The following is a 26,397-nucleotide window of genomic DNA, read 5'->3' on the forward strand; positions in this document are numbered from 1 at the left end:
TGAACGGTTTTCTCCACGCCTTTATTATATCATACACAAAAGAAAGGGGGGAACGCGCATTCCTCTCCCACTTACTCCCTTTGGTCGTTGAAGTGGGAGCCTCCTGCGCGAAATAGGATGAAATGACCGAACCTTTTTGTTTCGAACAACGTAAATATATATAGGGGGGGGCAACGTCCTTCCGCTGTGCACGGGCGTCCAGCGCGAATTGTTACAAGCGGATGTCGAATGTTCAAAAATGGTTAAAAATTGGGTTTCGGTTGGTTTCAAACATTGGAAACTGTTTATAATGTTAGATAGGGAGGTGAAGATGAGCCGATGGTCAAACGTGTCGTACAACTATTTTTTCTCGCCGTAGGCGGAACGCTGGGCGCCATGTTTTTGCCTGATTTACTTGCGCTGTTGAATGTAAGCGGCATGCCGCTCATCCATAATTCCTATACGTTGGCGGTGTTGGGCGCTGTTCTTTTCTTTTTGTTGACGTTTTGGCTTGTGGATTATGTTGTGGACATGGTGCGCTGGGTCGAGGAAACATTGGTAAGGGCGCCTGCTGCTGACGTGCTGTTTGGCAGCCTCGGGCTGATTTTTGGTCTTATTATTGCGTTTTTGGTCGTCATGCCGCTGCAATCGTTTCGAATTCAAGTGTTGAACACGGTGCTGCCGATTTTTTTGACGATCTTGCTTGGCTATTTAGGGTTTCGTGTCGGCTTAAAGAAACGGAATGAGCTGATGAACTTATTTTCTCTTTCCAATCGAATGACAAAGAAAAAAGGCGGAGAAACCGAGAACGAGGCGCCGAAAGGTGGAGCGGTGAAAATTTTGGACACAAGTGTCATCATCGATGGGCGGATCGCGGACATTTGCCAAACCGGGTTTTTGGAAGGCCCGCTTGTCATTCCCCGTTTTGTGTTAGAGGAGCTCCAGCATATCGCCGACTCCTCCGATGTGCTGAAGCGAAACCGCGGCCGCCGCGGCTTGGATATTTTAAACCGCATTCAAAAAGAGATGGCGATGAAGGTGGAAATTCATGAGGCCGACTTCAGCGATGTGCAAGAAGTCGACAGCAAGCTCGTCAAACTAGCCAAACAGCTTCAAGGCGTCGTCGTCACAAACGATTTCAACTTGAACAAAGTGTGTGAGCTGCAAAACGTGCGCGTCCTTAATATCAACGATTTGGCTAATGCCGTCAAGCCGATCGTCCTGCCGGGCGAGGAGCTGAATGTGCATGTCATTAAGGACGGAAAGGAACATAACCAGGGCGTTGCCTACTTGGATGACGGAACGATGATTGTTGTCGAAGACGGCAAAGAATATATCGGCAAACGGGTTGACGTCCTAGTCACCAGCGTGTTACAAACATCTGCGGGGAGAATGATTTTTGCCAAGCTGAAGCTGTTGCAAAAAGCGCTGTAAACAGAACAGGGGAAACGTCCAATGAACTACGAAGCGATTGTCTTGGCGGCCGGACAAGGAAAGCGGATGAACGCCGGTATGAATAAGCAGTTTATTGAACTAGGCGGCGAACCGCTCATCGTCCGGACGCTGAAGGTGTTCGACCGCGATGAACGGTGCGCCCGCGTCGTGCTTGTCGTGAATCCGGCGGAGCGAAGCCGCTTTGAGCAACTTGTCGTTCGTTTTCGTATCAAAAAAGTGGCAGCGTTCGCTGAGGGCGGCGAGGAGCGGCAGCATAGCGTCTATAACGGGCTGCAGGCGTTAGAGGGACGGGGCATTGTCCTGATCCACGACGGCGCCCGCCCGTTTATTCACGTCCGCCATTTGCATGAGCTGGCGGATGCAGCCGCCCGATACGGGGCAGCGGTCCCGGCTGTGCGGGTGAAAGACACGATCAAAAAAGTGGACGGTTTGTTTGTCGAACAGACGATTGATCGTTCCAGCTTGTGGGCGGTGCAGACGCCACAAGCTTTTCGTCTGTCTTTGATCGCCGAGGCGCATGAGGCTGCGAAACGGGAAGGCTATCTTGGCACGGACGACGCCAGCCTCGTCGAGCGGCTCGGCAAGCCGGTGAAAATTGTAGAAGGGGACTACCGCAACATTAAACTGACGACTCCGGAAGACATTTTGTTTGCCGAGGCGATTTTAGCGAGCCGCGTCGCGGAGTAAACGGAGGTGAAGACATGTTTCGCATCGGACAAGGGTTTGACGTTCACCAGCTCGTTGAAGGGCGTCCGCTTATCATTGGCGGCGTACATATTCCGCATGAGAAAGGGCTGCTCGGCCATTCGGATGCCGATGTGCTGCTCCACGCGGTGGCGGACGCGTGCCTTGGAGCGATTGGCGCCGGCGATATCGGACGGCATTTTCCTGATGATGACCCGCGCTATAAAGACGCGGACTCAACCGAATTGTTGGCGCACGTATGGACGCTCGTCCGGAAGGAAGGGTATGCATTGGTGAACGCCGACTGTACGATTATCGCCCAAAAGCCGAAAATGGCTCCGTACATTGAGGAGATGAAAGCCGTGATCGCCCGCCTGCTTGAAGCCGAGCGCACACAAGTGAACGTCAAGGCGACGACAACGGAAAAACTCGGGTTCACCGGGCGCGGGGAAGGCATTGCCGCCCAAGCGGTCGTGTTGCTTAAAAAGAGCGAGGAGTAAGGCGCGGCTGTTAGGCGCCGAATGGGGCGAGCCGTCCGTTTTGAACTTTGCTGCGATAAACGGTACAATAAGGGTACAAGTTTGGATGAAAGTGGAGGGTTGGACGATGGCAAAAGATGTGCGCGTGCGCTATGCGCCGAGCCCGACCGGCCATTTGCATATCGGAGGGGCGCGGACCGCGCTGTTTAACTATTTGTTTGCCCGCCATCACGGCGGAAAAATGATCGTCCGCATCGAGGATACGGATATCGAACGGAACGTGGAAGGCGGCGAACAGTCGCAGCTCGAAAACTTACAATGGCTCGGCATCGATTATGACGAGTCCGTTGATAAAGATGGCGGCTATGGGCCGTACCGCCAGACGGAGCGGCTTGATATATACCGGAAGTATGTGGACGAACTGCTCGAGCAAGGACATGCGTACAAATGTTTTTGCACGCCGGAAGAGCTTGAGCGGGAGCGGGAGGAGCAGCGTGCGGCCGGCATCGCCGCTCCGCAATACAGCGGCAAGTGCCGCCGTTTGACGCCGGAGCAGGTCGCGGAACTTGAGGCGCAAGGCAAGCCGTATACGATCCGCCTCAAGGTGCCGGAAGGGAAAACATACGAAGTCGACGATCTGGTGCGCGGCAAAGTGACGTTTGAATCGAAAGATATCGGCGATTGGGTCATTGTGAAGGCGAACGGCATTCCGACGTACAACTTTGCCGTCGTCATCGACGACCACCTTATGGAGATCAGCCATGTGTTCCGCGGTGAGGAGCATTTGTCCAACACGCCGAAGCAGCTGATGGTGTATGAATATTTTGGCTGGGAGCCGCCGCAGTTTGCCCATTTGACGTTGATTGTCAACGAACAGCGGAAAAAGTTGTCCAAGCGCGATGAGTCAATCATTCAGTTCGTGTCGCAATACAAAGAGCTCGGCTATTTGCCGGAAGCGATGTTCAACTTTTTCGCCCTCTTAGGCTGGTCGCCGGAAGGGGAGGAAGAAATTTTTTCGAAAGACGAGCTCATCCGCATCTTCGACGTTTCGCGGCTGTCAAAGTCGCCGTCGATGTTTGACACGAAAAAGCTGACATGGATGAACAATCAATACATCAAAAAACTCGATTTGGACCGGCTCGTCGAATTGGCTTTGCCGCATTTGGTGAAAGCCGGGCGCTTGCCGGCGGACATGAGCGACGAACAGCGGCAGTGGGCGCGCGATTTAATCGCACTGTATCAAGAGCAAATGAGCTACGGGGCGGAGATTGTTCCGTTGTCCGAGCTGTTCTTTAAGGAAGAAGTCGAATACGAAGATGAGGCGCGCCAAGTGCTCGCCGAAGAACAAGTGCCCGACGTGCTTTCGGCCTTTTTGGCCCATGTGCGGGACCTCGACCCGTTTACAGCCGACGAAATTAAAGCGGCGATTAAGGCGGTGCAAAAGGCGACCGGACAAAAAGGGAAAAAGCTGTTTATGCCAATTCGCGCCGCGGTGACCGGGCAAACGCACGGGCCGGAGCTGCCGTTTGCCATTCAGCTGCTCGGCAAACAAAAAGTAATCGAGCGGCTCGAGCGGGCGCTGCAAGAAAAATTTTAGTGGAATAGGTATGCACGTTTGCGTAGTGCGTGTGGTATAATAATACAAAGTTTATCGGTTGAACAAGCGCATAGTGAAAAAGCGTTGACGAGGAGAAGTAGGAAACGCCGTCATCCCAGAGAGAGTCGCCTTGGCTGGAAGCGGCTTATGCCCGGCGTTATCCGAAATGCGCCTCGGAGTCTCCTTTCGAACCGGAACAGGGACGTTCTGCAGTAGAGAGGAGCGGAGCCTCTCCGTTATCGGACTCGAGCGAGTGAAACGGCGTTTTCCCGTTTCGCTAAACAGAGTGGAACCGCGCCAAAAGCGTCTCTGTGTCTTCGGCACAGGGACGCTTTTTTATTCAAAACAACTTAGAGGGATGGAGGGAGGACATGATGTTTAAAACGTTAAAAGAGGATATTGAGGTCATTTTTGAGCAAGACCCGGCGGCAAGAAGCTACCTGGAAGTCATTTTAACGTACTCCGGCCTGCATGCCATTTGGGCGCATCGGATCGCTCATGCGCTTTACAAACGGAAATTTTACTTTCTTGCCCGGTTGATTTCGCAAATCAGCCGCTTTTTCACCGGCATTGAAATTCATCCGGGCGCCAAAATCGGCCGCCGCTTTTTCATCGACCACGGCATGGGCGTGGTGATCGGCGAAACGTGCGAAATCGGCGACAATGTCACGGTCTATCAAGGGGTCACATTAGGAGGGACAGGGAAAGAAAAAGGGAAGCGGCACCCGACGATCAAAGACAACTGTTTGATCGCTGCCGGCGCGAAAGTGCTCGGGTCGATTACGATCGGCGAAAACTCGAAAATTGGCGCCGGGTCGGTCGTGTTAAAAGACGTGCCGCCCAACTCAACCGTCGTTGGCATTCCGGGCCGCGTGGTTGTGCGTGATGGAGTGAAAGTGAAAAAAGATTTGAACCACACCGACCTGCCAGATCCGATCGCTGACCGGTTCCGGGAGCTTGAAGAGGAGATCGTCCGGCTGAAAAGCGAGTTGGAGGCATTGAAACAGCAAGAAAGGAAGAGCGAGTATGAGCAGCATCCGGCTTTATAATACGTTGACGCGAAAAAAGGAACCGTTTGAGCCGCTTGAGCCCAACAAGGTCAAAATGTATGTATGCGGTCCGACCGTTTACAACTATATCCATATCGGGAACGCCCGGGCCGCCATCGTCTTTGACACGATCCGCCGCTATTTGGAGTTCCGCGGCTACGACGTGACGTACGTATCCAATTTTACCGATGTCGACGACAAACTGATTAAGGCGGCCCGCGAGCTTGGCGAAAGCGTTCCGGCGATTGCCGAGCGGTTTATCGAGGCGTATTTTGAAGACATTCAGGCGCTTGGCTGCAAAAAGGCGGACATCCACCCGCGCGTGACAGAAAATATCGGGACGATTATCGAATTCATCCAAGCGCTCATCGACAAGGGGTATGCGTACAAGGTGGACGGCGACGTCTACTACCGGACGCGCAAGTTTCCCGGTTACGGCAAGCTGTCGCACCAATCGATCGATGAATTGCAGGCTGGAGCGCGCATCGAAGTCGGCGAGAAAAAAGACGACCCGCTCGATTTCGCCCTTTGGAAAGCGGCGAAAGAAGGAGAGATTTGTTGGGACAGTCCATGGGGGAAAGGGCGGCCGGGTTGGCATATCGAATGCTCGGCGATGGCGCGCAAATATTTAGGCGATACGATCGATATCCACGCCGGCGGCCAAGATTTGACGTTCCCGCACCATGAAAACGAAATCGCCCAGTCAGAGGCTTTGACCGGCAAACCGTTTGCGAAATATTGGCTGCACAACGGGTATTTAAATATTAACAACGAAAAAATGTCGAAGTCGCTCGGCAACTTCGTGCTCGTCCACGATATCATCCGGCAGATTGACCCGCAAGTGCTGCGCTTCTTTATGTTGTCGGTGCACTATCGCCATCCGATCAACTACAGCGAAGAGCTGCTCGAGAGCGCCCGGCGCGGGCTCGAACGCTTAAGGACGGCATATGGCAACTTGCAGCACCGGCTCGGAGCGAGCACGAATTTAACCGACGACGATGACAAATGGCTGTCGCGCATCGCTGCGGTCCGCGAATCGTTCATCCGCGAAATGGACGACGATTTCAACACGGCGAACGGCATTGCGGTTCTATTTGAGCTGGCGAAACAAGCGAACTTGTATTTGCAGGAAAAGACGACATCGGAAACCGTTATTGGCGCCTTTTTGCGTGAATTTGAACAGTTGATGGACGTGCTTGGCCTCGATCCAAAGCCAAAGCAAGAAGAGCTGCTTGATGAGGAAATCGAGGCGCTGATCCAACAGCGCAACGAAGCGCGGAAAAACCGCGATTTCGCGCTGGCTGACCGCATTCGCGACGAGTTGAAGGCCAAAAACATTATTTTGGAAGATACGCCGCAAGGGACAAGATGGAAACGGGGATCATAAGCAATGGCGCAGTTTGAGACCGTTCATGATGTCAAACAATTAAATGGCTTGGCGCTCGCCTATATTGGCGATGCGGTTTATGAAGTGTACGTGCGCCGCCACTTGCTGGCGATGGGCAGCGTACGGCCGCACGAGCTGCATCGGCGGGCGATCCGCTACGTGTCGGCCCGGGCGCAAGCAAGAGTCATTTTAACCTTGCTTGATGAAGGCGCGTTGACGGAAGAGGAGCAAGCCATCGTCCGCCGCGGCCGCAACGCGAAATCAGGCACGATTCCGAAAAATACGGATGTGCAGACATACCGGCACAGCACCGCGTTCGAAGCGTTGATCGGCTATCATTTTTTACAGGACAACGGCCGGCGGGTCGACGAGTTAATCGGCCGTTCATTTGCGATTATTGAAAGGGAAGAAAGGGCGTTGGAATGATGGATTACATTATCGGCAGAAACCCGGTTATCGAGGCGCTCAAATCCGGGCGCGACATCAATAAAATCTGGATCGCGGAAGGAGCGCAGCGCCACGCCGTCGAGCCTGTCCTCGAATGGGCGAAGCGGCGGGGCGTGCTCGTCCAATATGTTCCGAAGCGCAAGCTTGACCAAATGGTTGACGGGGTGCACCAAGGGGTGATCGCCCAGGCGGCCGCATACCGCTATTACGAGGTCGACGATTTGTTTGCCCGCGCCGCCCGACGGGAAGAAGCGCCGTTTTTCCTCATTTTGGACGAAATCGAAGACCCGCATAACTTGGGCGCCATTATGCGCACCGCAGATGCGGTCGGAGCGCACGGGCTCATCATCCCGAAACGGCGGTCGGTGGGGTTGACGCCGACCGTAGCGAAGGCGTCAACCGGAGCGATCGAGCACGTTCCGGTCGCGCGCGTGACGAACTTGGCGCGGACGATCGACGAGCTGAAAGAGCGGGGCGTTTGGGTGGCTGGCACCGATGCAGACGCCAAAGATGACTACCGCTTCCTTGACGGCACGATGCCGTTGGCGCTGGTCATCGGCAGCGAGGGAAAAGGCATCAGCCGGTTAGTGCGGGAAAAGTGTGATTTCTTGTTTCGGCTGCCGATGCGGGGGCACGTCACTTCGCTCAACGCTTCTGTCGCCGCCAGTTTGCTCATGTACGAGGTGTACCGAAAGCGGTATCCGCTAGGGGAATAGCCGATGAACGTTTTAATTGTCGACGGTTACAACATCATCGGGGCATGGCCGGCGCTGCGCCGGCTGAAAGAGGAAGGCGATCTGGCAGCGGCAAGGGATTTGTTGATTGACAAACTGGCCGATTACAAAGGGTTCACCGGGGATCACGTCGTGGTCGTGTTTGACGCCCATCTCGTGCAGGGAAACGAGAAAAAGTATAAAAACTACGATATCGATGTCATTTTTACAAAGGAAAATGAGACGGCGGACGAACGGATTGAGCGGTTGGCGAAAACGCTCATCAACGCGCGCACCAAAGTGTATGTCGCGACATCGGATTATACGGAACAATGGACGGTGTTCGGTCAAGGCGCCTTGCGCAAATCGGCGCGCGAACTTCTGCACGAAATCGAAGAGGTGGAGCGGGATATTTCAAAAAAGTTGCAGTCAATGAAGCAGCACACCCCGACCTTGAAAGTGCCGCTCAATGACCGAGTTGCCGAAATTTTTGAAAAATGGCGAAGAGGGCAAAAATGAGCGGTTGACGCTGTAAAAATTTGTACTGTATAATAAATGTTAGCGATTGATGCGGTCGGGGGGATCAGCATGTGGGAATGCTTAAAAGTAGACAAGCCAAAGGATTATAAACATTTAGAGGATGAACAGCTTGTTGCACTTGTTCACGAAGGGGATGGAGAAGCGCTTGATTTTTTGATCCACAAATACCAAAACTTTGTGCGCGCCAAAGCCCGCTCATACTTTTTAGTCGGGGCTGACCGCGAGGACATTGTGCAGGAAGGGATGATCGGGCTGTACAAGGCAGTCCGCGATTTTAAGGGGGACAAGCTCTCTTCATTTAAAGCGTTTGCAGAACTATGCATCACGAGGCAAATGATTACCGCGATTAAAACCGCGACCCGCCAAAAGCACATTCCGCTCAACTCTTACGTTTCCTTGGACAAGCCGATTTACGACGACGAGTCGGACCGGACGCTGATGGACGTGTTGTCCGGCACGCAGGTGACCGACCCGGAAGAGCTGATTGTCAACCGCGAGGAAGTTGACGATATTGAGCTGAAAATGGCGGAATTGCTCAGCGATTTGGAGCGGAAAGTGCTCGCGTTGTATTTGGACGGGCGCTCGTACCAAGAAATTTCCGAAGAGTTAAACCGCCATGTCAAATCGATCGACAACGCCTTGCAGCGCGTCAAACGGAAGTTGGAGAAATATTTGGAATATCGGGAAATCAGTTTGTAGGCGGCGCATCGGCCGATGGCCGAACGGAGGCCAAAAGATGGCATTGACAGCGGAAATGCTGATATGATAAATTTTTATGGACATCTCGCGGGAACGGTCAAACGTTTATGTTAACGAGCAACGTTGGCTCGCGCGCAATGCGGGAGCCGAAACTGCACGGCTGCAAAACAGGCCGGTTGCCTTGGTGCAGGCGCTTGGCGGTCAACAAGTTTTGCTCGATGAGCAACAATCATACCGTCCATCGCGAGACGAAGCAGGCGGTGGGGACAGTTTTGAGCAATCGTGGAGGTACGAGGGATGCAGCGAGTAACCAACTTTTTCAAAGAAGTCGTGCGGGAGTTGAAAAAAGTAAGCTGGCCGAGCCGGAAAGAACTAGTGAACTATACGGGAATCGTATTGGCTACGGTGGCGTTTTTCACCATCTTTTTCGCCGTTGTCGACCTCGGCATTTCGCAGTTGATTCGCCTTGTATTTGAATAAGCGGGCGGATGATATGCTATAATGAAAGATAATCGTGCGAACATGGAACCCGGCAACGGGTTTTTGTTTTGCGCAGAAAACAAAATGAAAACCGCCCTAGGGAGGCTCGCTGATGGAGAAAAACTGGTATGTCGTCCATACATATTCGGGATACGAAAATAAGGTGAAAGCCAATTTGGAGAAACGCGTTGAATCAATGGGAATGCAAGACAAGATTTTCCGTGTTGTCGTCCCGGAAGAAACGGAAACGGACATCAAAAACGGCAAACGGAAAACGACGAAAAAGAAAGTGTTCCCCGGTTATGTGCTTGTCGAAATGATCATGACCGACGATTCGTGGTACGTCGTGCGCAACACGCCGGGCGTGACCGGATTTGTCGGTTCGAGCGGGGCTGGTTCGAAACCGACGCCGCTCATGGAGGAAGAAGTCAAAATGATTTTGAAGCGGATGGGCATGCCGCTTACTGAGATTGATGTCGACTACGAGGTGAATGAAACGGTCCGGATTAAAGAAGGGCCGTTTGCCAACTTCACTGGAAAAATTGAGGCGATTGACCTCGACAAACATAAGGTGAAGCTGCTTGTCGATATGTTTGGCCGCGAAACACGGGTGGAATTGGAGTTTTCGCAAATAGAAAAAATCTAATGGAAAAGAACTTGCAATCGTTATTGAAAAGTGATACTATTTTAAAGTCAGTATGTCTTGAATCTTAGACAAGGCATGCAGCGATGAACTTATACGTGCTGTATAAGGGAGCGAACGTGCTTGATGCGCTGATCCTCCCGGCCGAAACGGGAGATATGAAAGCGGCTCGTCAGATCGGAGCCGGATGGAGTGGGAGGGGCAATCCCTAATACCACATCACGGACTTAAGGAGGTGTGTCTCGTGGCGAAAAAAGTAATCAAGATCGTCAAACTGCAAATTCCTGCAGGGAAAGCGAATCCGGCGCCGCCAGTAGGTCCTGCGTTAGGTCAAGCCGGTGTTAATATTATGGCGTTTTGCAAAGAGTTTAATGCCCGTACCGCTGACCAGGCAGGCTTGATCATTCCGGTTGAAATTACGGTTTTTGAAGACCGTTCGTTTACATTCATCACGAAAACGCCGCCGGCCGCTGTACTGTTGAAAAAAGCGGCGGGCATCGAATCGGGCTCCGGCGAACCGAACCGCAACAAAGTAGCGACGATCAAACGTGACAAAGTGCGCGAGATTGCTGAATTGAAAATGCCGGATTTGAATGCAGCGAGCATTGAAGCAGCCATGCGTATGGTTGAAGGCACGGCTCGCAGCATGGGCATCGTGATCGAAGACTAAGGCTGGTTTGTTGTCCGGGGGGTTGCGTATTCCGCAACCTCTCTCTCCATGGGCAAAAAAGTCTTTTATGAATGAAGGACAGTCCTTTTCAGAAGGTCGCTGTCTGCTGAATGGTTCGCCTTCGAAAGAAGCGAAGGTTGTTTGATCGTGGGAGGTTTTTTCCGCTAAAACCACAATTGAGGAGGATTTTACATGCCGAAAAGAGGAAAAAAATACTTAGAAGCGTTGAAGCTCGTTGATCGCTTCAAGGCTTATCCGGTTGCAGAAGCGATCGAGCTCGTGAAAAAAACGAACGTCGCGAAATTTGATGCGACGGTGGAAGTTGCGTTCCGATTGGGCGTTGACCCGAAAAAAGCGGACCAACAAATTCGCGGCGCTGTCGTCCTGCCGCACGGCACGGGGAAAGTAGCGCGCGTGTTAGTGTTCGCAAAAGGGGAAAAAGCGAAAGAAGCAGAAGCAGCTGGCGCTGACTATGTCGGCGATACAGAATACATCAATAAAATCCAGCAAGGCTGGTTTGACTTTGACGTCGTTGTTGCCACGCCGGATATGATGGGCGAGGTCGGGAAACTCGGTCGTATTTTGGGTCCGAAAGGGTTAATGCCAAACCCGAAAACCGGCACGGTCACGTTTGACGTTGCGAAAGCTGTGCAGGAGATCAAAGCTGGTAAAGTGGAATACCGCGTTGATAAAGCCGGCAACATTCATGTGCCGATCGGCAAAGTATCGTTCGACAACGAGAAACTGGTCGAAAACTTCGCCGCCGTCTACGAGGCGATTTTGAAAGCCAAACCGGCGGCAGCGAAAGGGACATACGTCAAAAACGTGACGATTACGTCAACGATGGGTCCTGGCATTAAAGTGGACCCGACGACGGTGGCTGTTGCACAATAACGGTTGACTTTCTGCGTCGAGTCTGATAAAATGCCATTTGGCTGAACAAACGAATATCATTTATACCGTAGACAGTAGGTGCCGTTCCCGGCTTAATTTCCTACCGAGGTATGTGGACGATAAGCAGCGCGCCATAGGCCGGCAGCAGCCGGCGGCCGTGCGTTGAACGCTACCTCCATGTCTACGCGGCATGGAGGTTTTTTATTGAGCCGCCAAACGGTATAACTGGTATTCCACCATTTTCTTTGCAGGAGGTGCAGGACGTGTCGAGCGCGATTGAACTGAAAAAACAAGTGGTTGCCGAGATTGCGGACAAATTCCGCGCCAGCAAGGCAACCGTCATCGTCGATTACCGCGGCCTGAACGTGGCGGAAATGACTGAGCTGCGCAAACAGCTGCGCGAAGCAGGCATTGAGTTCAAAGTGTATAAAAACACGATGACCCGTCGGGCGCTCGCGGAAGTCGGCCTGGAAGGATTGGATGAGGTGTTTACCGGCCCGAACGCCATCGCGTTCAGCAATGAAGATGTTGTGGCGCCGGCAAAAATTTTAAGCGAGTTTGCGAAAACGCATGAGGCGTTGGAGATCAAAGGCGGCGTCATCGAAGGGAACATCGCCAGCAAAGAAGAAATCGATGCGTTGGCGAAGCTCCCGTCCCGCGAAGGGCTGCTTTCGATGCTGCTTAGCGTTCTCCAAGCCCCGATCCGCAACTTTGCGCTTGCGGTCAAAGCGGTGGCTGACAAGCAAGAAGAACAAGGCGCGTAATCGTGCATACCGATGTGCATAACACACCATCAACCAAACAAGGAGGAAATGATGATGACGAAAGAACAAATCATTGAAGCTGTGAAAAATATGACGGTATTGGAATTAAACGAACTGGTAAAAGCAATCGAGGAAGAATTCGGCGTAACGGCGGCAGCTCCGGTTGTTGTCGCTGGCGGTGCGGCAGCCGGCGCTGAAGCAGCAGCTGAGAAAACAGAATTTGATGTCATTCTCGCTGATGCTGGCGCGCAAAAAATCAAAGTTATTAAAGTTGTCCGCGAACTCACTGGTCTCGGCTTGAAAGAAGCGAAAGACTTGGTTGACAACACGCCGAAACCGATCAAAGAAGCCGTTTCGAAGGAAGAAGCAGAAGAAATTAAAGCCAAACTTGAAGAAGTTGGCGCAAAAGTTGAAGTGAAGTAATGGCGTCATTGCAAAAAAAGAGGCTGACCCAAGCAAGGGAAAGCCTCTTTTTTGTTACACTATATATCGGGAGCCGAAGCGGCTTGCCGACAGAGGAGGGATGATGGTGAGCGAACATTATTATTCAGCTGCTCCCACGTCGGAGCGAAACCCGCAAACGTGGACGTTTACGCTCCGGGGGCATGAATTTCGCTTTACAACCGACAGCGGGGTGTTTTCCAAACGCGGTGTCGATTTTGGCACGCAGCTGCTGATCGAAACGTTTGAGGAGCCGGAAGTGGCCGGCGACCTATTGGATGTCGGCTGCGGATACGGACCGATCGGCCTCGCTCTGGCCAAATCGTTTCCGAACCGGCTCGTCCAAATGATCGATGTGAATGAGCGGGCGCTGGAGCTGGCGCGGGAAAACAAGCGTGCAAACCATATCGATAATGTGCGCATTTACCAGAGCGACTTGTTTTCAGAAGTCGGGGAACAGCGGTTTGCGGCCGTTGTCACCAATCCGCCGATCCGGGCCGGCAAGCGGGTTGTCCACGCGATTTTTGAACAAAGCCGGGACCACTTGCTTGACGGCGGGGAGCTATGGGTCGTCATTCAAAAAAAACAAGGGGCGCCATCAGCGCTTGAAAAGCTGAAAGAACTGTTTCCGTTTGTTGAGGTGGCTTCCAAGAAAAAAGGATATTATATCATAAAGGCAAAAAAATGTTGACACTCTTTTTTGGTTGTGGTAACATTATAAAATGCTAAATATGCACATTTCCCACATGAGGGGATGACGTATATTTTTGGACATGATGGAAAAAATGATAAAATCAATATACAGCTAAACATATGGTTTTCTACTGGATAGAAACCATTTTCTTTTTTTCTCCATCCAACGCCTGGTTTCCTCGCACCGGGAGCGTGTGAAATCCCCTTACCGAAACGGCGGCGTCATAGCTGAACCGTTTCCGTCCGGATGGCGGGGGGCCAGCCGCATGCATGCCTAGCGCTTTGCCCCGGAATGGCGGAGCGGCCGACGGCCTTGGCGGCATATGCCGCCAAGGCGGCTGGATCAATGCGATGTTCCGCTTCCGGTTTTCACTAATGTCTACATTTGAGGGGTGAATCACTCTTGACAGGCCGACTAGTTCAATACGGGCGACACCGCCAACGGAGAAGTTACGCACGCATTAGCGAAGTGCTGGAACTGCCGAACTTGATTGAAATCCAAACGTCCTCCTATCAATGGTTTCTCGATGAAGGGCTGCGGGAAATGTTCAAGGAAATTTCCCCGATTGAAGACTTTTCTGGCAATCTCTCGCTTGAATTTATCGACTACAGCTTAGGGGAACCGAAATATTCGGTGGAAGAGGCGAAAGAACGCGATGTTACATATGCGGCGCCGCTTCGTGTGAAAGTACGCCTGATCAATAAAGAAACGGGTGAAGTGAAAGAGCAGGATGTGTTTATGGGCGATTTTCCGCTCATGACGGAAACCGGAACGTTCATCATCAACGGGGCGGAACGCGTGATTGTCTCCCAGCTCGTTCGCTCGCCAAGTGTGTATTACAGCGATAAAGTCGATAAAAACGGGAAGCGCGGCTATTCGGCAACCGTGATTCCGAACCGCGGCGCATGGCTTGAATATGAAACGGACGCGAAAGATGTCGTTTACGTCCGCATCGACCGCACCCGCAAGCTGCCGGTGACGGTGCTTCTTCGTGCGCTCGGATTCAGCTCCGATCAAGAAATCATCGACCTGCTCGGCGATAACGAATATTTGCGCAATACGCTCGAAAAAGATAATACCGACAGCACGGAAAAGGCATTGATTGAAATATATGAGCGCCTCCGTCCGGGCGAGCCGCCGACGCTTGAGAATGCGAAAAGCTTGCTTGCGTCCCGCTTTTTTGACCCGAAACGCTACGATTTGGCCAGCGTCGGGCGCTATAAAATCAACAAAAAGCTTCATATTAAAAACCGTTTGTTCAACCAGCGGCTGGCGGAAACGATCGTCGATCCGGAAACGGGAGAAGTCATCGCTGAAGCTGGAGCGATGATCGACCGCCGGACGCTGAACCGCCTGTTGCCGTATTTGGAAAAAGGAGTCGGGCTGCGGACGTACCGTCCGGCTGAGGGAGTGGCGGATGGTCCGATTGAGGTGCAGACCGTGAAAATTTATGCACCGAATGATCCGGACAACGAAAAGGTAATCAACATCATCGGCAACGGCTTTATTGCGGAAGATGTCAAACATATTACGCCGGCGGACATCATTGCATCGATCAGCTATTTCTTCAACTTGCTCCACGGCGTCGGCGATACGGATGACATCGACCATTTGGGCAACCGCCGTCTCCGTTCGGTCGGCGAACTGCTGCAAAACCAATTCCGCATCGGCTTGTCGCGCATGGAACGCGTCGTGCGCGAGCGCATGTCGATTCAAGATACGAACACGATCACGCCGCAGCAGCTGATCAACATCCGCCCGGTGATCGCAGCGATTAAAGAGTTTTTCGGCAGCTCGCAGCTGTCGCAGTTTATGGATCAGACGAACCCGCTCGCTGAACTGACGCATAAGCGCCGCCTTTCTGCGCTTGGCCCTGGCGGATTGACGCGCGAGCGCGCCGGGTTTGAAGTGCGCGACGTTCACTATTCGCACTATGGGCGGATGTGTCCGATCGAGACGCCGGAAGGGCCGAACATCGGGCTCATCAACTCGCTGTCCACTTACGCGAAAGTGAACAAGTTTGGGTTTATTGAAACGCCATACCGGCGCGTTGATCCGGAAACAGGGCGGGTAACGGACCAAATCGATTATTTGACAGCCGATGAAGAGGACAATTACGTTGTAGCGCAGGCGAACGTGCCGCTTGCGGAAGACGGGACGTTCCTTGAGGAAAACGTCATCGCCCGTTTCCGCGGCGAGAACATCGTCGTCAAGCGCGACCGCGTCGACTATATGGACGTGTCGCCAAAGCAAGTTGTCTCGGCGGCGACGGCGTGCATCCCATTTTTGGAAAATGACGACTCGAACCGCGCCTTGATGGGGGCGAACATGCAGCGGCAAGCGGTGCCGCTGTTGGAGCCGGAAGCACCAATCGTCGGCACAGGCATGGAGTATGTTTCGGCGAAAGACTCGGGCGCGGCGGTGATTTGCAAGCATCGCGGCATCGTCGAACGCGTAGAAGCAAAAGAAATTTGGGTGCGCCGGCTCATTGAAGTCGACGGCAAAGAAGTCAAGGGTGATCTAGACAAATATCGGTTGCTGAAATTCGTCCGGTCGAACCAAGGCACGTGCTACAACCAGCGGCCGATCGTGAAAAAAGGCGATATCGTGGAGAAGGGCGAAATTTTGGCCGATGGCCCGTCGATGGACAAAGGTGAACTCGCGCTTGGCCGCAACGTGCTTGTTGCCTTTATGACATGGGACGGCTACAACTACGAAGACGCCATCATCATGAGCGAACGGCTCGTCAAAGAAGACGTGTATACGTCAATCCATATTGAAGAATATGAAGCCGAATCGCGCGACACGAAGCTCGGTCCGGAAGAAATTACGCGCGACATCCCGAACGTCGGTGAAGATGCGTTGAAAAACTTGGATGAGCGCGGCATCGTCCGCATCGGCGCAGAAGTGAAAGACGGCGATTTGCTCGTCGGCAAAGTGACGCCGAAAGGAATGACCGAGCTGACGGCTGAGGAGCGGCTGTTGCATGCGATCTTCGGCGAAAAAGCGCGCGAGGTGCGCGATACGTCGCTGCGCGTCCCGCACGGCGGCGGCGGCATTGTCCTTGACGTCAAAGTGTTCAACCGCGAAGACGGCGACGAACTCCCGCCGGGCGTGAACCAGTTGGTGCGCGTCTACATCGTGCAAAAGCGGAAAATTTCCGAAGGCGATAAAATGGCAGGCCGCCACGGAAACAAAGGGGTTATCTCCCGCATTCTTCCGGAAGAAGATATGCCGTTCTTGCCGGATGGCACGCCGATTGACATCATGTTGAACCCGCTCGGCGTTCCGTCGCGGATGAACATCGGGCAAGTGTTTGAGCTGCATCTTGGCATGGCGGCGAAAAAACTTGGCTTGCATATCGCTTCCCCAGTCTTTGACGGAGCGACGGAGGAAGATGTTTGGAACATTCTTGAAGAAGCCGGCATGGCGCGCGATGCCAAAACGGTGCTGTATGACGGGCGAACGGGCGAACCGTTTGACAACCGCGTGTCGGTCGGGATCATGTACATGATCAAGCTTGCCCACATGGTCGACGACAAACTCCACGCTCGCTCGACCGGCCCGTACTCGCTTGTCACCCAGCAGCCGCTCGGCGGCAAGGCGCAGTTCGGCGGCCAGCGCTTTGGCGAGATGGAAGTATGGGCGCTTGAAGCGTACGGTGCGGCGTATACGCTGCAGGAAATTTTGACCGTCAAGTCTGACGATGTGGTTGGCCGCGTCAAAACGTACGAAGCGATCGTCAAAGGGGAAAACATTCCGGAACCGGGCGTGCCGGAGTCGTTTAAAGTGTTGATCAAAGAGCTGCAAAGTCTAGGGATGGACGTCACGATTTTGACGAGCGACGAACAGGAAATCAACATGGAAAACTTTGACGACGATGATGATCATGCGCCGGATGCGATCATGGTCGATGTGAAACCGGCTGAACCGGAAGAAGCCAGCGAAGAAAAAGATGCGGTAACGAAAGAGTAACCGGCAATGGCGAAAAGGCGGGGAGCGTTTCCCCGCCCGCGGCCATTGAGGCGAACGGATGACGAACAAGCCATGGAGCAAAACCGACGGATCAAAGAGGGAGGTATACCCCTTGCTAGATGTCAATAAATTCGAGTACATGAAAATCGGGCTCGCTTCCCCGGAGAAAATTCGTTCTTGGTCGTACGGTGAAGTCAAAAAGCCGGAAACGATCAACTACCGGACGCTAAAGCCGGAAAAAGACGGCTTGTTTTGCGAACGCATTTTCGGCCCGACAAAAGACTGGGAATGCCATTGCGGCAAGTATAAGCGCGTCCGTTACAAAGGGGTTGTCTGTGACCGCTGCGGCGTTGAAGTGACGCGGTCAAAAGTCCGCCGCGAACGGATGGGGCATATTGAGCTCGCTGCTCCGGTTTCCCACATCTGGTATTTCAAAGGCATCCCGAGCCGGATGGGGCTTGTGCTTGATATGTCGCCGCGGGCGCTCGAAGAAGTGATTTATTTTGCCTCTTACGTCGTCACCGATCCCGGCGATACGCCGCTGGAGAAAAAACAGCTGCTGTCGGAAAAGGAATACCGCGCCTATCGCGAGAAATACGGCCAGTCGTTCCAAGCGTCGATGGGGGCGGAAGCGATCAAAAAGCTGCTTCAGGACATTGATTTGGATAAAGAAGTGGCGGCGTTGAAAGAAGAACTGAAGACGGCGCAAGGACAGCGGCGCGCCCGCATCATTAAACGGCTTGAAGTGCTTGAGGCGTTCCGCAGCTCCGGAAACGACCCAGCGTGGATGGTGCTAGATGTATTGCCGGTCATTCCGCCGGAATTGCGCCCGATGGTCCAGCTCGATGGGGGCCGGTTTGCGACATCGGACTTAAACGATTTGTACCGCCGCGTCATTAACCGCAACAACCGGCTGAAGCGCCTGCTTGACCTTGGCGCGCCGAATATTATCGTCCAAAACGAGAAACGGATGCTCCAGGAAGCGGTCGACGCCTTGATTGACAACGGCCGCCGCGGCCGTCCGGTGACCGGGCCGGGGAACCGCCCGTTAAAATCGCTTTCCCACATGCTGAAAGGGAAGCAAGGGCGCTTCCGGCAAAACCTGCTCGGCAAACGCGTTGACTACTCCGGCCGTTCCGTCATTGTCGTCGGTCCGAACTTGAAAATGTATCAATGCGGCCTGCCGAAAGAAATGGCGCTCGAGCTGTTTAAGCCGTTCGTCATGAAGGAGCTTGTGGAGCGGGGGCTGGCGCACAACATTAAAAGCGCGAAACGGAAAATTGAGCGCGTCCACCCTGAGGTATGGGATGTGCTTGAAGACGTCATTAAAGAGCATCCGGTGCTGCTCAACCGCGCCCCGACGCTTCACCGTCTCGGCATTCAAGCCTTTGAGCCGACGCTCGTCGAAGGCCGGGCCATCCGCCTTCATCCGCTCGTTTGTACGGCATACAACGCCGACTTCGACGGCGACCAAATGGCGGTGCACGTGCCGCTGTCGGCCGAGGCACAAGCGGAAGCGCGCCTGTTGATGCTGGCGGCGCAAAACATTTTGAACCCGAAAGACGGAAAGCCGGTCGTGACGCCTTCCCAAGACATGGTGTTAGGAAACTATTACTTGACGATGGAACGCGAAGGGGCGATCGGCGAAGGCATGGTGTTCAAAGATACGGACGAAGCGCTGCTCGCTTACCATAACGGTTATGTCCATCTCCATTCGCGCATCGCCGTCCATGCCGGCTCGCTGAAAAATGAAACGTTTACCGAGGAGCAAAACAACAAACTGCTCTTAACGACGGTCGGCAAACTGATTTTCAACGAAATTTTGCCCAACTCGTTCCCGTACATTAACGAGCCGACGACGGAAAACATCGAAGGGCGGACGCCGGACAAGTATTTCCTTGACAAAGGGGTCAACGTGCGCGAGGAGATTCGCAAGCGCGAGCCTGTGCCGCCGTTTAAGAAAAAAGTGCTCGGGCAAATTATTGCTGAAGTGTTCAAGCGGTTCAAAATCACCGAGACGTCAAAAATGCTGGACCGCATGAAAGACCTCGGTTTCCAATATTCGACGAAAGCCGGGATTACGATCGGCGTCGCTGACATTGTCGTCTTGCCGGAAAAACAAGAAATTTTGGATGAGGCGCAAGCGAAGGTCGATACCGTCTTAAAGCAGTTCCGCCGCGGGTTGATCACCGACGAAGAGCGGTATGAGCGCGTCATCTCCATCTGGAGCGCGGCGAAAGATAAAATCCAAGACCGCTTGATGAAATCGCTCGATAAGCGCAACCCGATCTTTATGATGAGCGATTCCGGAGCGCGGGGGAACGCGTCGAACTTTACGCAGCTCGCCGGGATGCGCGGCTTAATGGCCAACCCGGCCGGCCGGATCATCGAACTGCCGATCAAATCGTCGTTCCGCGAAGGGCTGACGGTATTGGAGTACTTTATCTCGACGCACGGCGCCCGGAAAGGGTTGGCGGATACGGCGCTCAAAACGGCCGACTCGGGATATTTGACGAGACGTCTCGTCGATGTGGCGCAGGATGTCATCGTCCGCGAAGAGGATTGCGGCACCGACCGCGGCATTTTGGCACGCGCATTGACGGATGGCACCGAGGTCGTCGTCAAGCTGGAAGAACGGCTTGTCGGCCGCTATGCGCACAAAACGGTGCGCCATCCGGAAACCGGTGAAGTGATCGTCCGCAAAGACGAAATGATCACTGAAGACATTGCAAACGAAATTATTAAGGCGGGCATCACGGAAGTGTGGATCCGCTCCGTCTTTGCCTGCAACACGCGCCATGGCGTATGCAAAAAATGCTACGGCCGCAATATGGCGACGGGCATGGATGTGGAAGTTGGCGAGGCGGTCGGCATTATCGCCGCTCAATCGATCGGTGAGCCGGGCACGCAGCTGACGATGCGGACGTTCCATACGGGCGGCGTCGCCGGGGACGACATTACCCAAGGTTTGCCGCGGGTGCAGGAGCTGTTTGAGGCGCGCAATCCGAAAGGGCAAGCGGTCATTTCTGAAATCGACGGCACGGTCATTTCCGTGAACGAAACGCGCGACAACCAATATGAGATCGTTGTTCAAGGCGAGGTCGAAACGCGCACGTACGTTGCTCCATACAACGCGCGGATCAAAGTGGAAGAAGGACAGCGCGTCGAGCGCGGTCAGGAGCTGACAGAAGGCTCGGTCGACCCGAAACAGCTGTTGCGCGTGCGCGACATTACTTCTGTGCAAGAATACTTGCTCCGCGAAGTGCAAAAAGTATACCGGATGCAAGGGGTTGAAATCAGCGATAAGCATATTGAAGTGATGGTGCGGCAAATGCTGCGCAAAGTGCGCGTTGTCGATGCCGGCGATACGGATGTGCTGCCGGGCACGCTTTTGGACGTCCATCAGTTTACCGATGTCAACGCCCAAGCCATCCGCGAAGGAAAGCGACCGGCGACAGCCCGCCCGGTGCTGCTCGGTATTACGAAAGCGTCGCTTGAAACGGATTCGTTCTTGTCCGCGGCTTCGTTCCAAGAAACGACGCGCGTCCTGACCGACGCCGCCATCAAAGGGAAGCGGGATGAGCTGCTCGGCTTGAAAGAAAACGTCATTATCGGCAAACTTGTCCCAGCCGGAACGGGCATGGCCCGCTATCGAAAAGTAAAACCTGCCGTCAAGAAGGAAACGGCTGGCGATACGGTTCCATCGAAGTAAAAAGCAGAGATCGGCCGGTTCAAGGCAGCCTTTGACCGGCCGGTCCTTGATAAAAAAATCCGGTTGACAATGAACAAAGAAAATGGTAGTCTAATAAAGGTGTTCCAACAACCTGGTACTTTGGAGGATATGTTACATGTCTTATGAAAAAGTATTGCAGGCTGGGAAAATCGTCATTGGAACCAAACAAACGATAAGGGCTTTAAAGGAAGGGAAAGCAACGGAAGTGATCGTAGCGGAAGATGCCGATTTGCCGATTATCGAAAAAGTGACCGCTGCTGCCAATGAAGCGAACGTGCCGGTCACGAAAGTCGACTCGATGAAAAAGCTCGGCAAAGCATGCAAAATCCAAGTCGGCGCGGCTGCAGTGGCGATTCTCCGTTGATCCGTTTGCCTTTAAACCTTTGTTTGCATACATGATGAACCACCTGGATATGTGGGCTTAAACGATACATGTGAAAGGAGGAACTTTTTCATGCCTACAATCAACCAATTAGTCCGCAAAGGACGCGAGAAAAAAGTATTTAAATCGAAATCCCCTGCGTTGAACAAAGGGTACAACAGCTTCAAAAAAGAACAAACAAATGTGGCGTCTCCGCAAAAACGCGGCGTCTGCACGCGTGTCGGCACGATGACGCCGAAAAAACCGAACTCGGCGCTTCGGAAATATGCCCGTGTCCGTCTGACGAACGGGATCGAGGTAACGGCTTACATCCCGGGGATCGGCCATAACTTGCAAGAACACAGCGTTGTGCTGATCCGCGGCGGACGTGTTAAAGACTTGCCAGGGGTGCGCTACCATATCATCCGCGGTGCGCTTGATACGGCTGGCGTTGCCAACCGGATGCAAGGTCGTTCGAAATACGGCGCGAAAAAACCAAAAGCAGCGAAAAAATAATGAAGTGAAGAGAATGTTTTCCTGAAGGGAGGAAAAACTATGCCACGTAGAGGCCCTGTTGCTAAACGTGACGTATTGCCAGACCCAATTTACAATTCAAAACTTGTTACCCGTTTGATCAATAAAATTATGATCGATGGAAAAAAATCAAAAGCACAAAAAATTCTTTACACTGCCTTTGATATTATTCGTGAACGCACGGGTAAAGATCCAATGGAAGTGTTTGAACAAGCGCTGAAAAACGTGATGCCGGTGTTGGAAGTGCGCGCTCGCCGCGTCGGTGGGGCGAACTACCAAGTTCCGGTCGAAGTCCGTCCGGACCGCCGCGTTTCCCTCGGATTGCGCTGGCTTGTGCAATACGCCCGCCTTCGCGGAGAGAAAACGATGGAAGAACGCTTGGCGAACGAGATCATGGACGCTGCCAACAACACAGGCGCAGCGGTGAAAAAACGCGAAGATACGCATAAAATGGCTGAAGCGAACAAAGCGTTTGCCCATTACCGCTGGTAAGGAGCGCTGCCTTAAGGGAATAGGTGAGAAGGCACGGCTGATGTTGCCTGTTCACCTATCTTCCTATATATTGTGGCCCTTTCGGCTGCGTGCTGTATAACTTCTCTAAAAAAAGAGATTGCGCCATAGATGGCGGCGCCATCTGCTTATATTTTATTTTGTAAGGAAGGAGAAAATAACCACTATGGCAAGAGAGTTCTCCTTAGAAAACACTCGCAACATAGGGATCATGGCGCACATTGACGCCGGGAAAACGACGACGACGGAACGGATCTTGTTCTACACAGGACGCGTTCATAAAATCGGGGAAGTGCACGAAGGCGCAGCCACGATGGACTGGATGGAGCAAGAGCAAGAGCGCGGGATTACGATTACGTCGGCGGCGACAACGGCGCAATGGAAAGGCCATCGCATCAACATCATCGACACGCCGGGGCACGTCGACTTCACGGTTGAGGTTGAACGTTCGTTGCGCGTGTTGGATGGAGCCATTACAGTTCTTGATGCCCAATCCGGCGTAGAACCGCAAACGGAAACGGTTTGGCGTCAAGCAACCACATACGGTGTTCCACGGATCGTGTTCGTCAACAAAATGGACAAAATCGGTGCGGACTTCTTGTATGCGGTAAAAACGCTCCACGACCGCTTGCAAGCAAACGCTCACCCGGTGCAGCTGCCGATCGGCGCCGAAGACCAGTTCTCTGGCATTATCGACCTGGTTGAAATGTGCGCATACCATTACCACGACGAGCTCGGCAAAAACATTGAGCGCATTGACATTCCGGAAGAATACCGCGATATGGCAGAAGAGTACCATAACAAGCTGGTTGAGGCGGTCGCTGAGCTGGACGAAGAATTAATGATGAAATATTTGGAAGGCGAAGAGATCACGAAAGAAGAGCTGAAAGCCGCCATCCGCAAAGCGACGATCAGTGTTGAATTCTTCCCGGTCTTCTGCGGCTCGGCATTCAAAAACAAAGGTGTTCAGCTGCTCCTTGACGGCGTTGTCGACTACTTGCCGTCTCCGGTTGACATTCCGGCGATTCGCGGCGTCATTCCGGATACGGAAGAAGAAGTGACTCGCGAAGCGCGTGACGACGCTCCGTTTGCAGCGCTGGCGTTCAAAATCATGACCGACCCGTATGTCGGGAAATTGACGTTCTTCCGCGTATACTCGGGAACGCTTGATTCCGGTTCGTACGTCATGAACTCGACGAAACGCAAACGCGAACGGATCGGCCGCTTGTTGCAAATGCACGCGAACCACCGTCAAGAAATCTCAACAGTCTATGCCGGCGACATTGCGGCAGCAGTAGGTTTAAAAGATACGACAACCGGCGATACTCTATGTGATGAGAAAAATCTCGTCATCCTCGAGTCGATGCAATTCCCAGAGCCGGTTATTTCGGTGGCGATCGAACCGAAATCGAAAGCGGACCAAGACAAAATGGGTCAAGCGCTGCAAAAACTGCAAGAAGAAGACCCGACGTTCCGCGCTCACACCGACCCGGAAACGGGGCAAACGATCATTTCCGGAATGGGCGAGCTGCATCTTGACATCATCGTTGACCGGATGCGCCGTGAGTTCAAAGTTGAGGCGAACGTCGGCGCGCCGCAAGTTGCTTACCGCGAAACGTTCCGCAAATCGGCCCAAGTCGAAGGCAAATTCGTTCGCCAGTCCGGCGGCCGCGGTCAATACGGTCATGTTTGGATCGAATTCTCGCCGAACGAACGCGGCAAAGGCTTTGAATTCGAAAACGCCATCGTCGGCGGTGTCGTTCCGAAAGAGTATGTGCCGGCCGTCCAAGCTGGTTTGGAAGAAGCGATGCAAAATGGCGTCTTAGCTGGCTATCCGGTCGTCGACATTAAAGCGAAACTGTTCGACGGATCGTACCACGACGTCGACTCGAGTGAAATGGCGTTCAAAATCGCCGCTTCATTGGCGCTGAAAAACGCCGCGACGAAGTGCGAGCCGGTTCTCCTTGAGCCGATCATGAAAGTCGAAGTTGTCATCCCTGAGGAATACCTCGGCGACATTATGGGTGACATCACATCTCGCCGCGGCCGCGTTGAAGGGATGGAAGCGCGCGGGAACGCCCAAGTCGTGCGCGCGATGGTACCGCTGGCCGAAATGTTCGGTTATGCGACATCGCTCCGTTCGAACACGCAAGGGCGCGGAACATTCTCGATGGTATTTGATCACTATGAAGAAGTTCCGAAAAACATCGCCGATGAAATTATCAAAAAAAATAAAGGCGAATAATTGATTTCTCTTGTTAGTTTCGCTATAAATACTTATGTAAGTAAGACTTGGGAACATTTTGTTCCCAAGCATCCTATACTTACCTAACTATACAAATTCATATTTTACTTTTAAGGAGGATCTTTCTCATGGCTAAAGCGAAATTTGAGCGCACGAAACCGCACGTCAACATTGGCACGATCGGCCACGTTGACCATGGGAAAACGACGTTGACAGCTGCGATCACAACAGTTCTTGCGAAACAAGGGAAAGCGGAAGCAAGAGCGTACGACCAAATCGACGCAGCTCCGGAAGAGCGTGAACGCGGGATCACGATTTCGACAGCGCACGTCGAGTATGAAACAGATGCTCGTCACTATGCGCACGTTGACTGCCCGGGCCACGCTGACTACGTCAAAAACATGATCACGGGCGCAGCGCAAATGGACGGCGCGATCCTTGTTGTATCGGCAGCTGACGGTCCGATGCCGCAAACGCGCGAACACATTCTTCTCTCCCGCCAAGTCGGCGTTCCGTACATCGTTGTTTTCTTGAACAAATGCGACATGGTGGACGACGAAGAATTGCTTGAACTCGTTGAAATGGAAGTTCGCGACCTTCTCTCTGAATACGACTTCCCGGGCGATGAAGTGCCGGTTATCAAAGGTTCGGCATTAAAAGCGCTCGAAGGCGATCCGCAATGGGAAGAAAAAATCATTGAATTGATGAACGCGGTTGATGAGTACATCCCGACTCCGCAACGTGAAGTTGACAAACCGTTCATGATGCCGATTGAGGACGTTTTCTCGATCACAGGCCGTGGTACGGTTGCGACGGGCCGTGTTGAGCGCGGTACGCTCAAAGTCGGCGACCCGGTTGAAATCATCGGTCTTTCTGACGAGCCGAAAGCCACGACGGTTACGGGTGTTGAAATGTTCCGTAAACTTCTTGACCAAGCAGAAGCTGGAGACAACATCGGCGCGCTTCTCCGCGGTGTATCGCGCGACGAAGTTGAGCGCGGCCAAGTATTGGCAAAACCGGGCTCGATCACGCCGCATACGAAATTTAAAGCACAAGTTTACGTTCTGACGAAAGAGGAAGGCGGACGCCATACTCCGTTCTTCTCGAACTATCGTCCGCAATTCTACTTCCGCACAACGGACGTAACAGGCATCATCACGCTTCCGGAAGGCGTTGAAATGGTTATGCCTGGCGACAACGTTGAGATGACGGTTGAGCTGATCGCGCCGATCGCGATCGAGGAAGGAACGAAATTCTCGATCCGTGAAGGCGGCCGTACAGTTGGCGCTGGTTCCGTATCGGAAATCATCGAGTAATCAAGAAAAAAGGGGCTGACCCAAAAGTCCGCCAAAAAGCGGACTTTTGGAGTCAGCCCTCTCTGGTTTTTGTATATTTTACCAAACGGAACAAAATTCCGACTCTGT

24 protein-coding genes and 2 other annotated features are annotated in these 26,397 nt (G+C 53.0%); all 24 genes read left to right on the plus strand.

The window, feature by feature from the left end; genetic code table 11:
- Positions 1 to 318 precede the first annotated feature (318 nt).
- The 24 genes from CV945_RS12520 to tuf all read left to right on the plus strand — a co-directional run bounded on the left by CV945_RS12520 (position 319) and on the right by tuf (position 26,289).
- Positions 319 to 1,413, plus strand: coding sequence for a PIN/TRAM domain-containing protein (locus CV945_RS12520; protein ID WP_033008620.1), 1,095 nt, complete (start codon positions 319 to 321; stop codon positions 1,411 to 1,413).
- A 21-nt stretch (positions 1,414 to 1,434) separates the two neighbouring features.
- Positions 1,435 to 2,121, plus strand: coding sequence for a 2-C-methyl-D-erythritol 4-phosphate cytidylyltransferase (gene ispD, locus CV945_RS12525; protein WP_033008621.1), 687 nt, complete (start codon positions 1,435 to 1,437; stop codon positions 2,119 to 2,121).
- 14 nt (positions 2,122 to 2,135) lie between these two features.
- Positions 2,136 to 2,618 carry a 2-C-methyl-D-erythritol 2,4-cyclodiphosphate synthase gene (gene ispF, locus CV945_RS12530; RefSeq protein ID WP_100659898.1) on the plus strand — a complete coding sequence of 161 codons (483 nt, stop codon included), beginning with the start codon at positions 2,136 to 2,138 and terminating at the stop codon, positions 2,616 to 2,618.
- Between the two features lie 106 nt (positions 2,619 to 2,724).
- Positions 2,725 to 4,194: a glutamate--tRNA ligase gene (gene gltX, locus CV945_RS12535; protein ID WP_033008710.1), complete on the plus strand. Its 1,470-nt coding sequence runs from the start codon at positions 2,725 to 2,727 to the stop codon at positions 4,192 to 4,194.
- A gap of 75 nt (positions 4,195 to 4,269) precedes the next feature.
- Positions 4,270 to 4,508 (plus strand) — a binding site (T-box leader).
- Entirely contained in the window at positions 4,506 to 5,243 is a 738-nt protein-coding gene (gene cysE, locus CV945_RS12540; protein WP_080706580.1) for a serine O-acetyltransferase, read from the plus strand. It overlaps the preceding feature by 3 nt.
- Positions 5,221 to 6,630 (plus strand): cysteine--tRNA ligase, encoded by a 1,410-nt coding sequence (gene cysS / locus CV945_RS12545; RefSeq protein WP_100659899.1) that lies wholly within the window; start codon positions 5,221 to 5,223, stop codon positions 6,628 to 6,630. The genes cysE and cysS overlap by 23 nt, the downstream gene beginning before the upstream one ends.
- A 3-nt stretch (positions 6,631 to 6,633) precedes the next feature.
- The gene (locus CV945_RS12550) at positions 6,634 to 7,056 is read left to right on the plus strand and encodes a Mini-ribonuclease 3 (protein WP_033008625.1); all 423 of its coding nucleotides are present in this window, start codon (positions 6,634 to 6,636) and stop codon (positions 7,054 to 7,056) included.
- Positions 7,056 to 7,793: a 23S rRNA (guanosine(2251)-2'-O)-methyltransferase RlmB gene (rlmB, locus tag CV945_RS12555; protein WP_033017258.1), complete on the plus strand. Its 738-nt coding sequence runs from the start codon at positions 7,056 to 7,058 to the stop codon at positions 7,791 to 7,793. Before CV945_RS12550 ends, rlmB begins: the two co-directional genes overlap by 1 nt.
- 3 nt (positions 7,794 to 7,796) lie before the next feature.
- Positions 7,797 to 8,309 carry an NYN domain-containing protein gene (locus CV945_RS12560; RefSeq protein ID WP_033008628.1) on the plus strand — a complete coding sequence of 171 codons (513 nt, stop codon included), beginning with the start codon at positions 7,797 to 7,799 and terminating at the stop codon, positions 8,307 to 8,309.
- A 69-nt stretch (positions 8,310 to 8,378) separates the two neighbouring features.
- A complete protein-coding gene (sigH, locus tag CV945_RS12565; RefSeq protein ID WP_094239430.1) occupies positions 8,379 to 9,029 on the plus strand; it encodes an RNA polymerase sporulation sigma factor SigH in 651 nt (216 codons plus the stop codon).
- A 297-nt stretch (positions 9,030 to 9,326) separates the two neighbouring features.
- Entirely contained in the window at positions 9,327 to 9,509 is a 183-nt protein-coding gene (gene secE / locus CV945_RS12575; RefSeq protein ID WP_033008632.1) for a preprotein translocase subunit SecE, read from the plus strand.
- A 112-nt stretch (positions 9,510 to 9,621) separates the two neighbouring features.
- Entirely contained in the window at positions 9,622 to 10,155 is a 534-nt protein-coding gene (nusG, locus tag CV945_RS12580) for a transcription termination/antitermination protein NusG (RefSeq protein ID WP_033008634.1), read from the plus strand.
- Positions 10,156 to 10,396: 241 nt separating this feature from the next.
- Positions 10,397 to 10,822 carry a 50S ribosomal protein L11 gene (rplK, locus tag CV945_RS12585; protein ID WP_008882034.1) on the plus strand — a complete coding sequence of 142 codons (426 nt, stop codon included), beginning with the start codon at positions 10,397 to 10,399 and terminating at the stop codon, positions 10,820 to 10,822.
- Between the two features lie 192 nt (positions 10,823 to 11,014).
- Entirely contained in the window at positions 11,015 to 11,716 is a 702-nt protein-coding gene (rplA, locus tag CV945_RS12590; protein WP_050368058.1) for a 50S ribosomal protein L1, read from the plus strand.
- A 47-nt stretch (positions 11,717 to 11,763) separates the two neighbouring features.
- Positions 11,764 to 11,928, plus strand: a sequence feature (ribosomal protein L10 leader region).
- Between the two features lie 51 nt (positions 11,929 to 11,979).
- Entirely contained in the window at positions 11,980 to 12,480 is a 501-nt protein-coding gene (rplJ, locus tag CV945_RS12595; RefSeq protein WP_033008639.1) for a 50S ribosomal protein L10, read from the plus strand.
- Between the two features lie 54 nt (positions 12,481 to 12,534).
- Complete coding sequence (gene rplL / locus CV945_RS12600) at positions 12,535 to 12,903, plus strand: 50S ribosomal protein L7/L12 (RefSeq protein ID WP_033008641.1); 369 nt, start codon at positions 12,535 to 12,537, stop codon at positions 12,901 to 12,903.
- Between the two features lie 106 nt (positions 12,904 to 13,009).
- Positions 13,010 to 13,612 (plus strand): class I SAM-dependent methyltransferase, encoded by a 603-nt coding sequence (locus tag CV945_RS12605; RefSeq protein ID WP_033008715.1) that lies wholly within the window; start codon positions 13,010 to 13,012, stop codon positions 13,610 to 13,612.
- A gap of 405 nt (positions 13,613 to 14,017) precedes the next feature.
- Entirely contained in the window at positions 14,018 to 17,590 is a 3,573-nt protein-coding gene (gene rpoB / locus CV945_RS12610; protein ID WP_044746823.1) for a DNA-directed RNA polymerase subunit beta, read from the plus strand.
- Positions 17,591 to 17,702: 112 nt separating this feature from the next.
- Positions 17,703 to 21,302, plus strand: coding sequence for a DNA-directed RNA polymerase subunit beta' (rpoC, locus tag CV945_RS12615; protein ID WP_047817641.1), 3,600 nt, complete (start codon positions 17,703 to 17,705; stop codon positions 21,300 to 21,302).
- 136 nt (positions 21,303 to 21,438) lie between these two features.
- On the plus strand, positions 21,439 to 21,687 hold the full coding sequence (locus tag CV945_RS12620) for a 50S ribosomal protein L7ae-like protein (RefSeq protein WP_047817642.1): 249 nt from the start codon (positions 21,439 to 21,441) through the stop codon (positions 21,685 to 21,687).
- 90 nt (positions 21,688 to 21,777) lie between these two features.
- Positions 21,778 to 22,200: a 30S ribosomal protein S12 gene (rpsL, locus tag CV945_RS12625; protein ID WP_033008650.1), complete on the plus strand. Its 423-nt coding sequence runs from the start codon at positions 21,778 to 21,780 to the stop codon at positions 22,198 to 22,200.
- A 39-nt stretch (positions 22,201 to 22,239) separates the two neighbouring features.
- Positions 22,240 to 22,710, plus strand: a complete 471-nt coding sequence (gene rpsG / locus CV945_RS12630) for a 30S ribosomal protein S7 (protein WP_033008652.1) — start codon at positions 22,240 to 22,242, stop codon at positions 22,708 to 22,710.
- Positions 22,711 to 22,894: 184 nt separating this feature from the next.
- Positions 22,895 to 24,973 carry an elongation factor G gene (gene fusA / locus CV945_RS12635; RefSeq protein WP_050368061.1) on the plus strand — a complete coding sequence of 693 codons (2,079 nt, stop codon included), beginning with the start codon at positions 22,895 to 22,897 and terminating at the stop codon, positions 24,971 to 24,973.
- Positions 24,974 to 25,101: 128 nt separating this feature from the next.
- Positions 25,102 to 26,289, plus strand: a complete 1,188-nt coding sequence (gene tuf, locus CV945_RS12640; RefSeq protein WP_044746821.1) for an elongation factor Tu — start codon at positions 25,102 to 25,104, stop codon at positions 26,287 to 26,289.
- Positions 26,290 to 26,397: the final 108 nt, after the last annotated feature.

It is taken from the genome of Geobacillus sp. Manikaran-105, from assembly GCF_002809955.1.
Classification (GTDB): Bacteria; Bacillota; Bacilli; order Bacillales; family Anoxybacillaceae; genus Geobacillus; species Geobacillus thermophilus.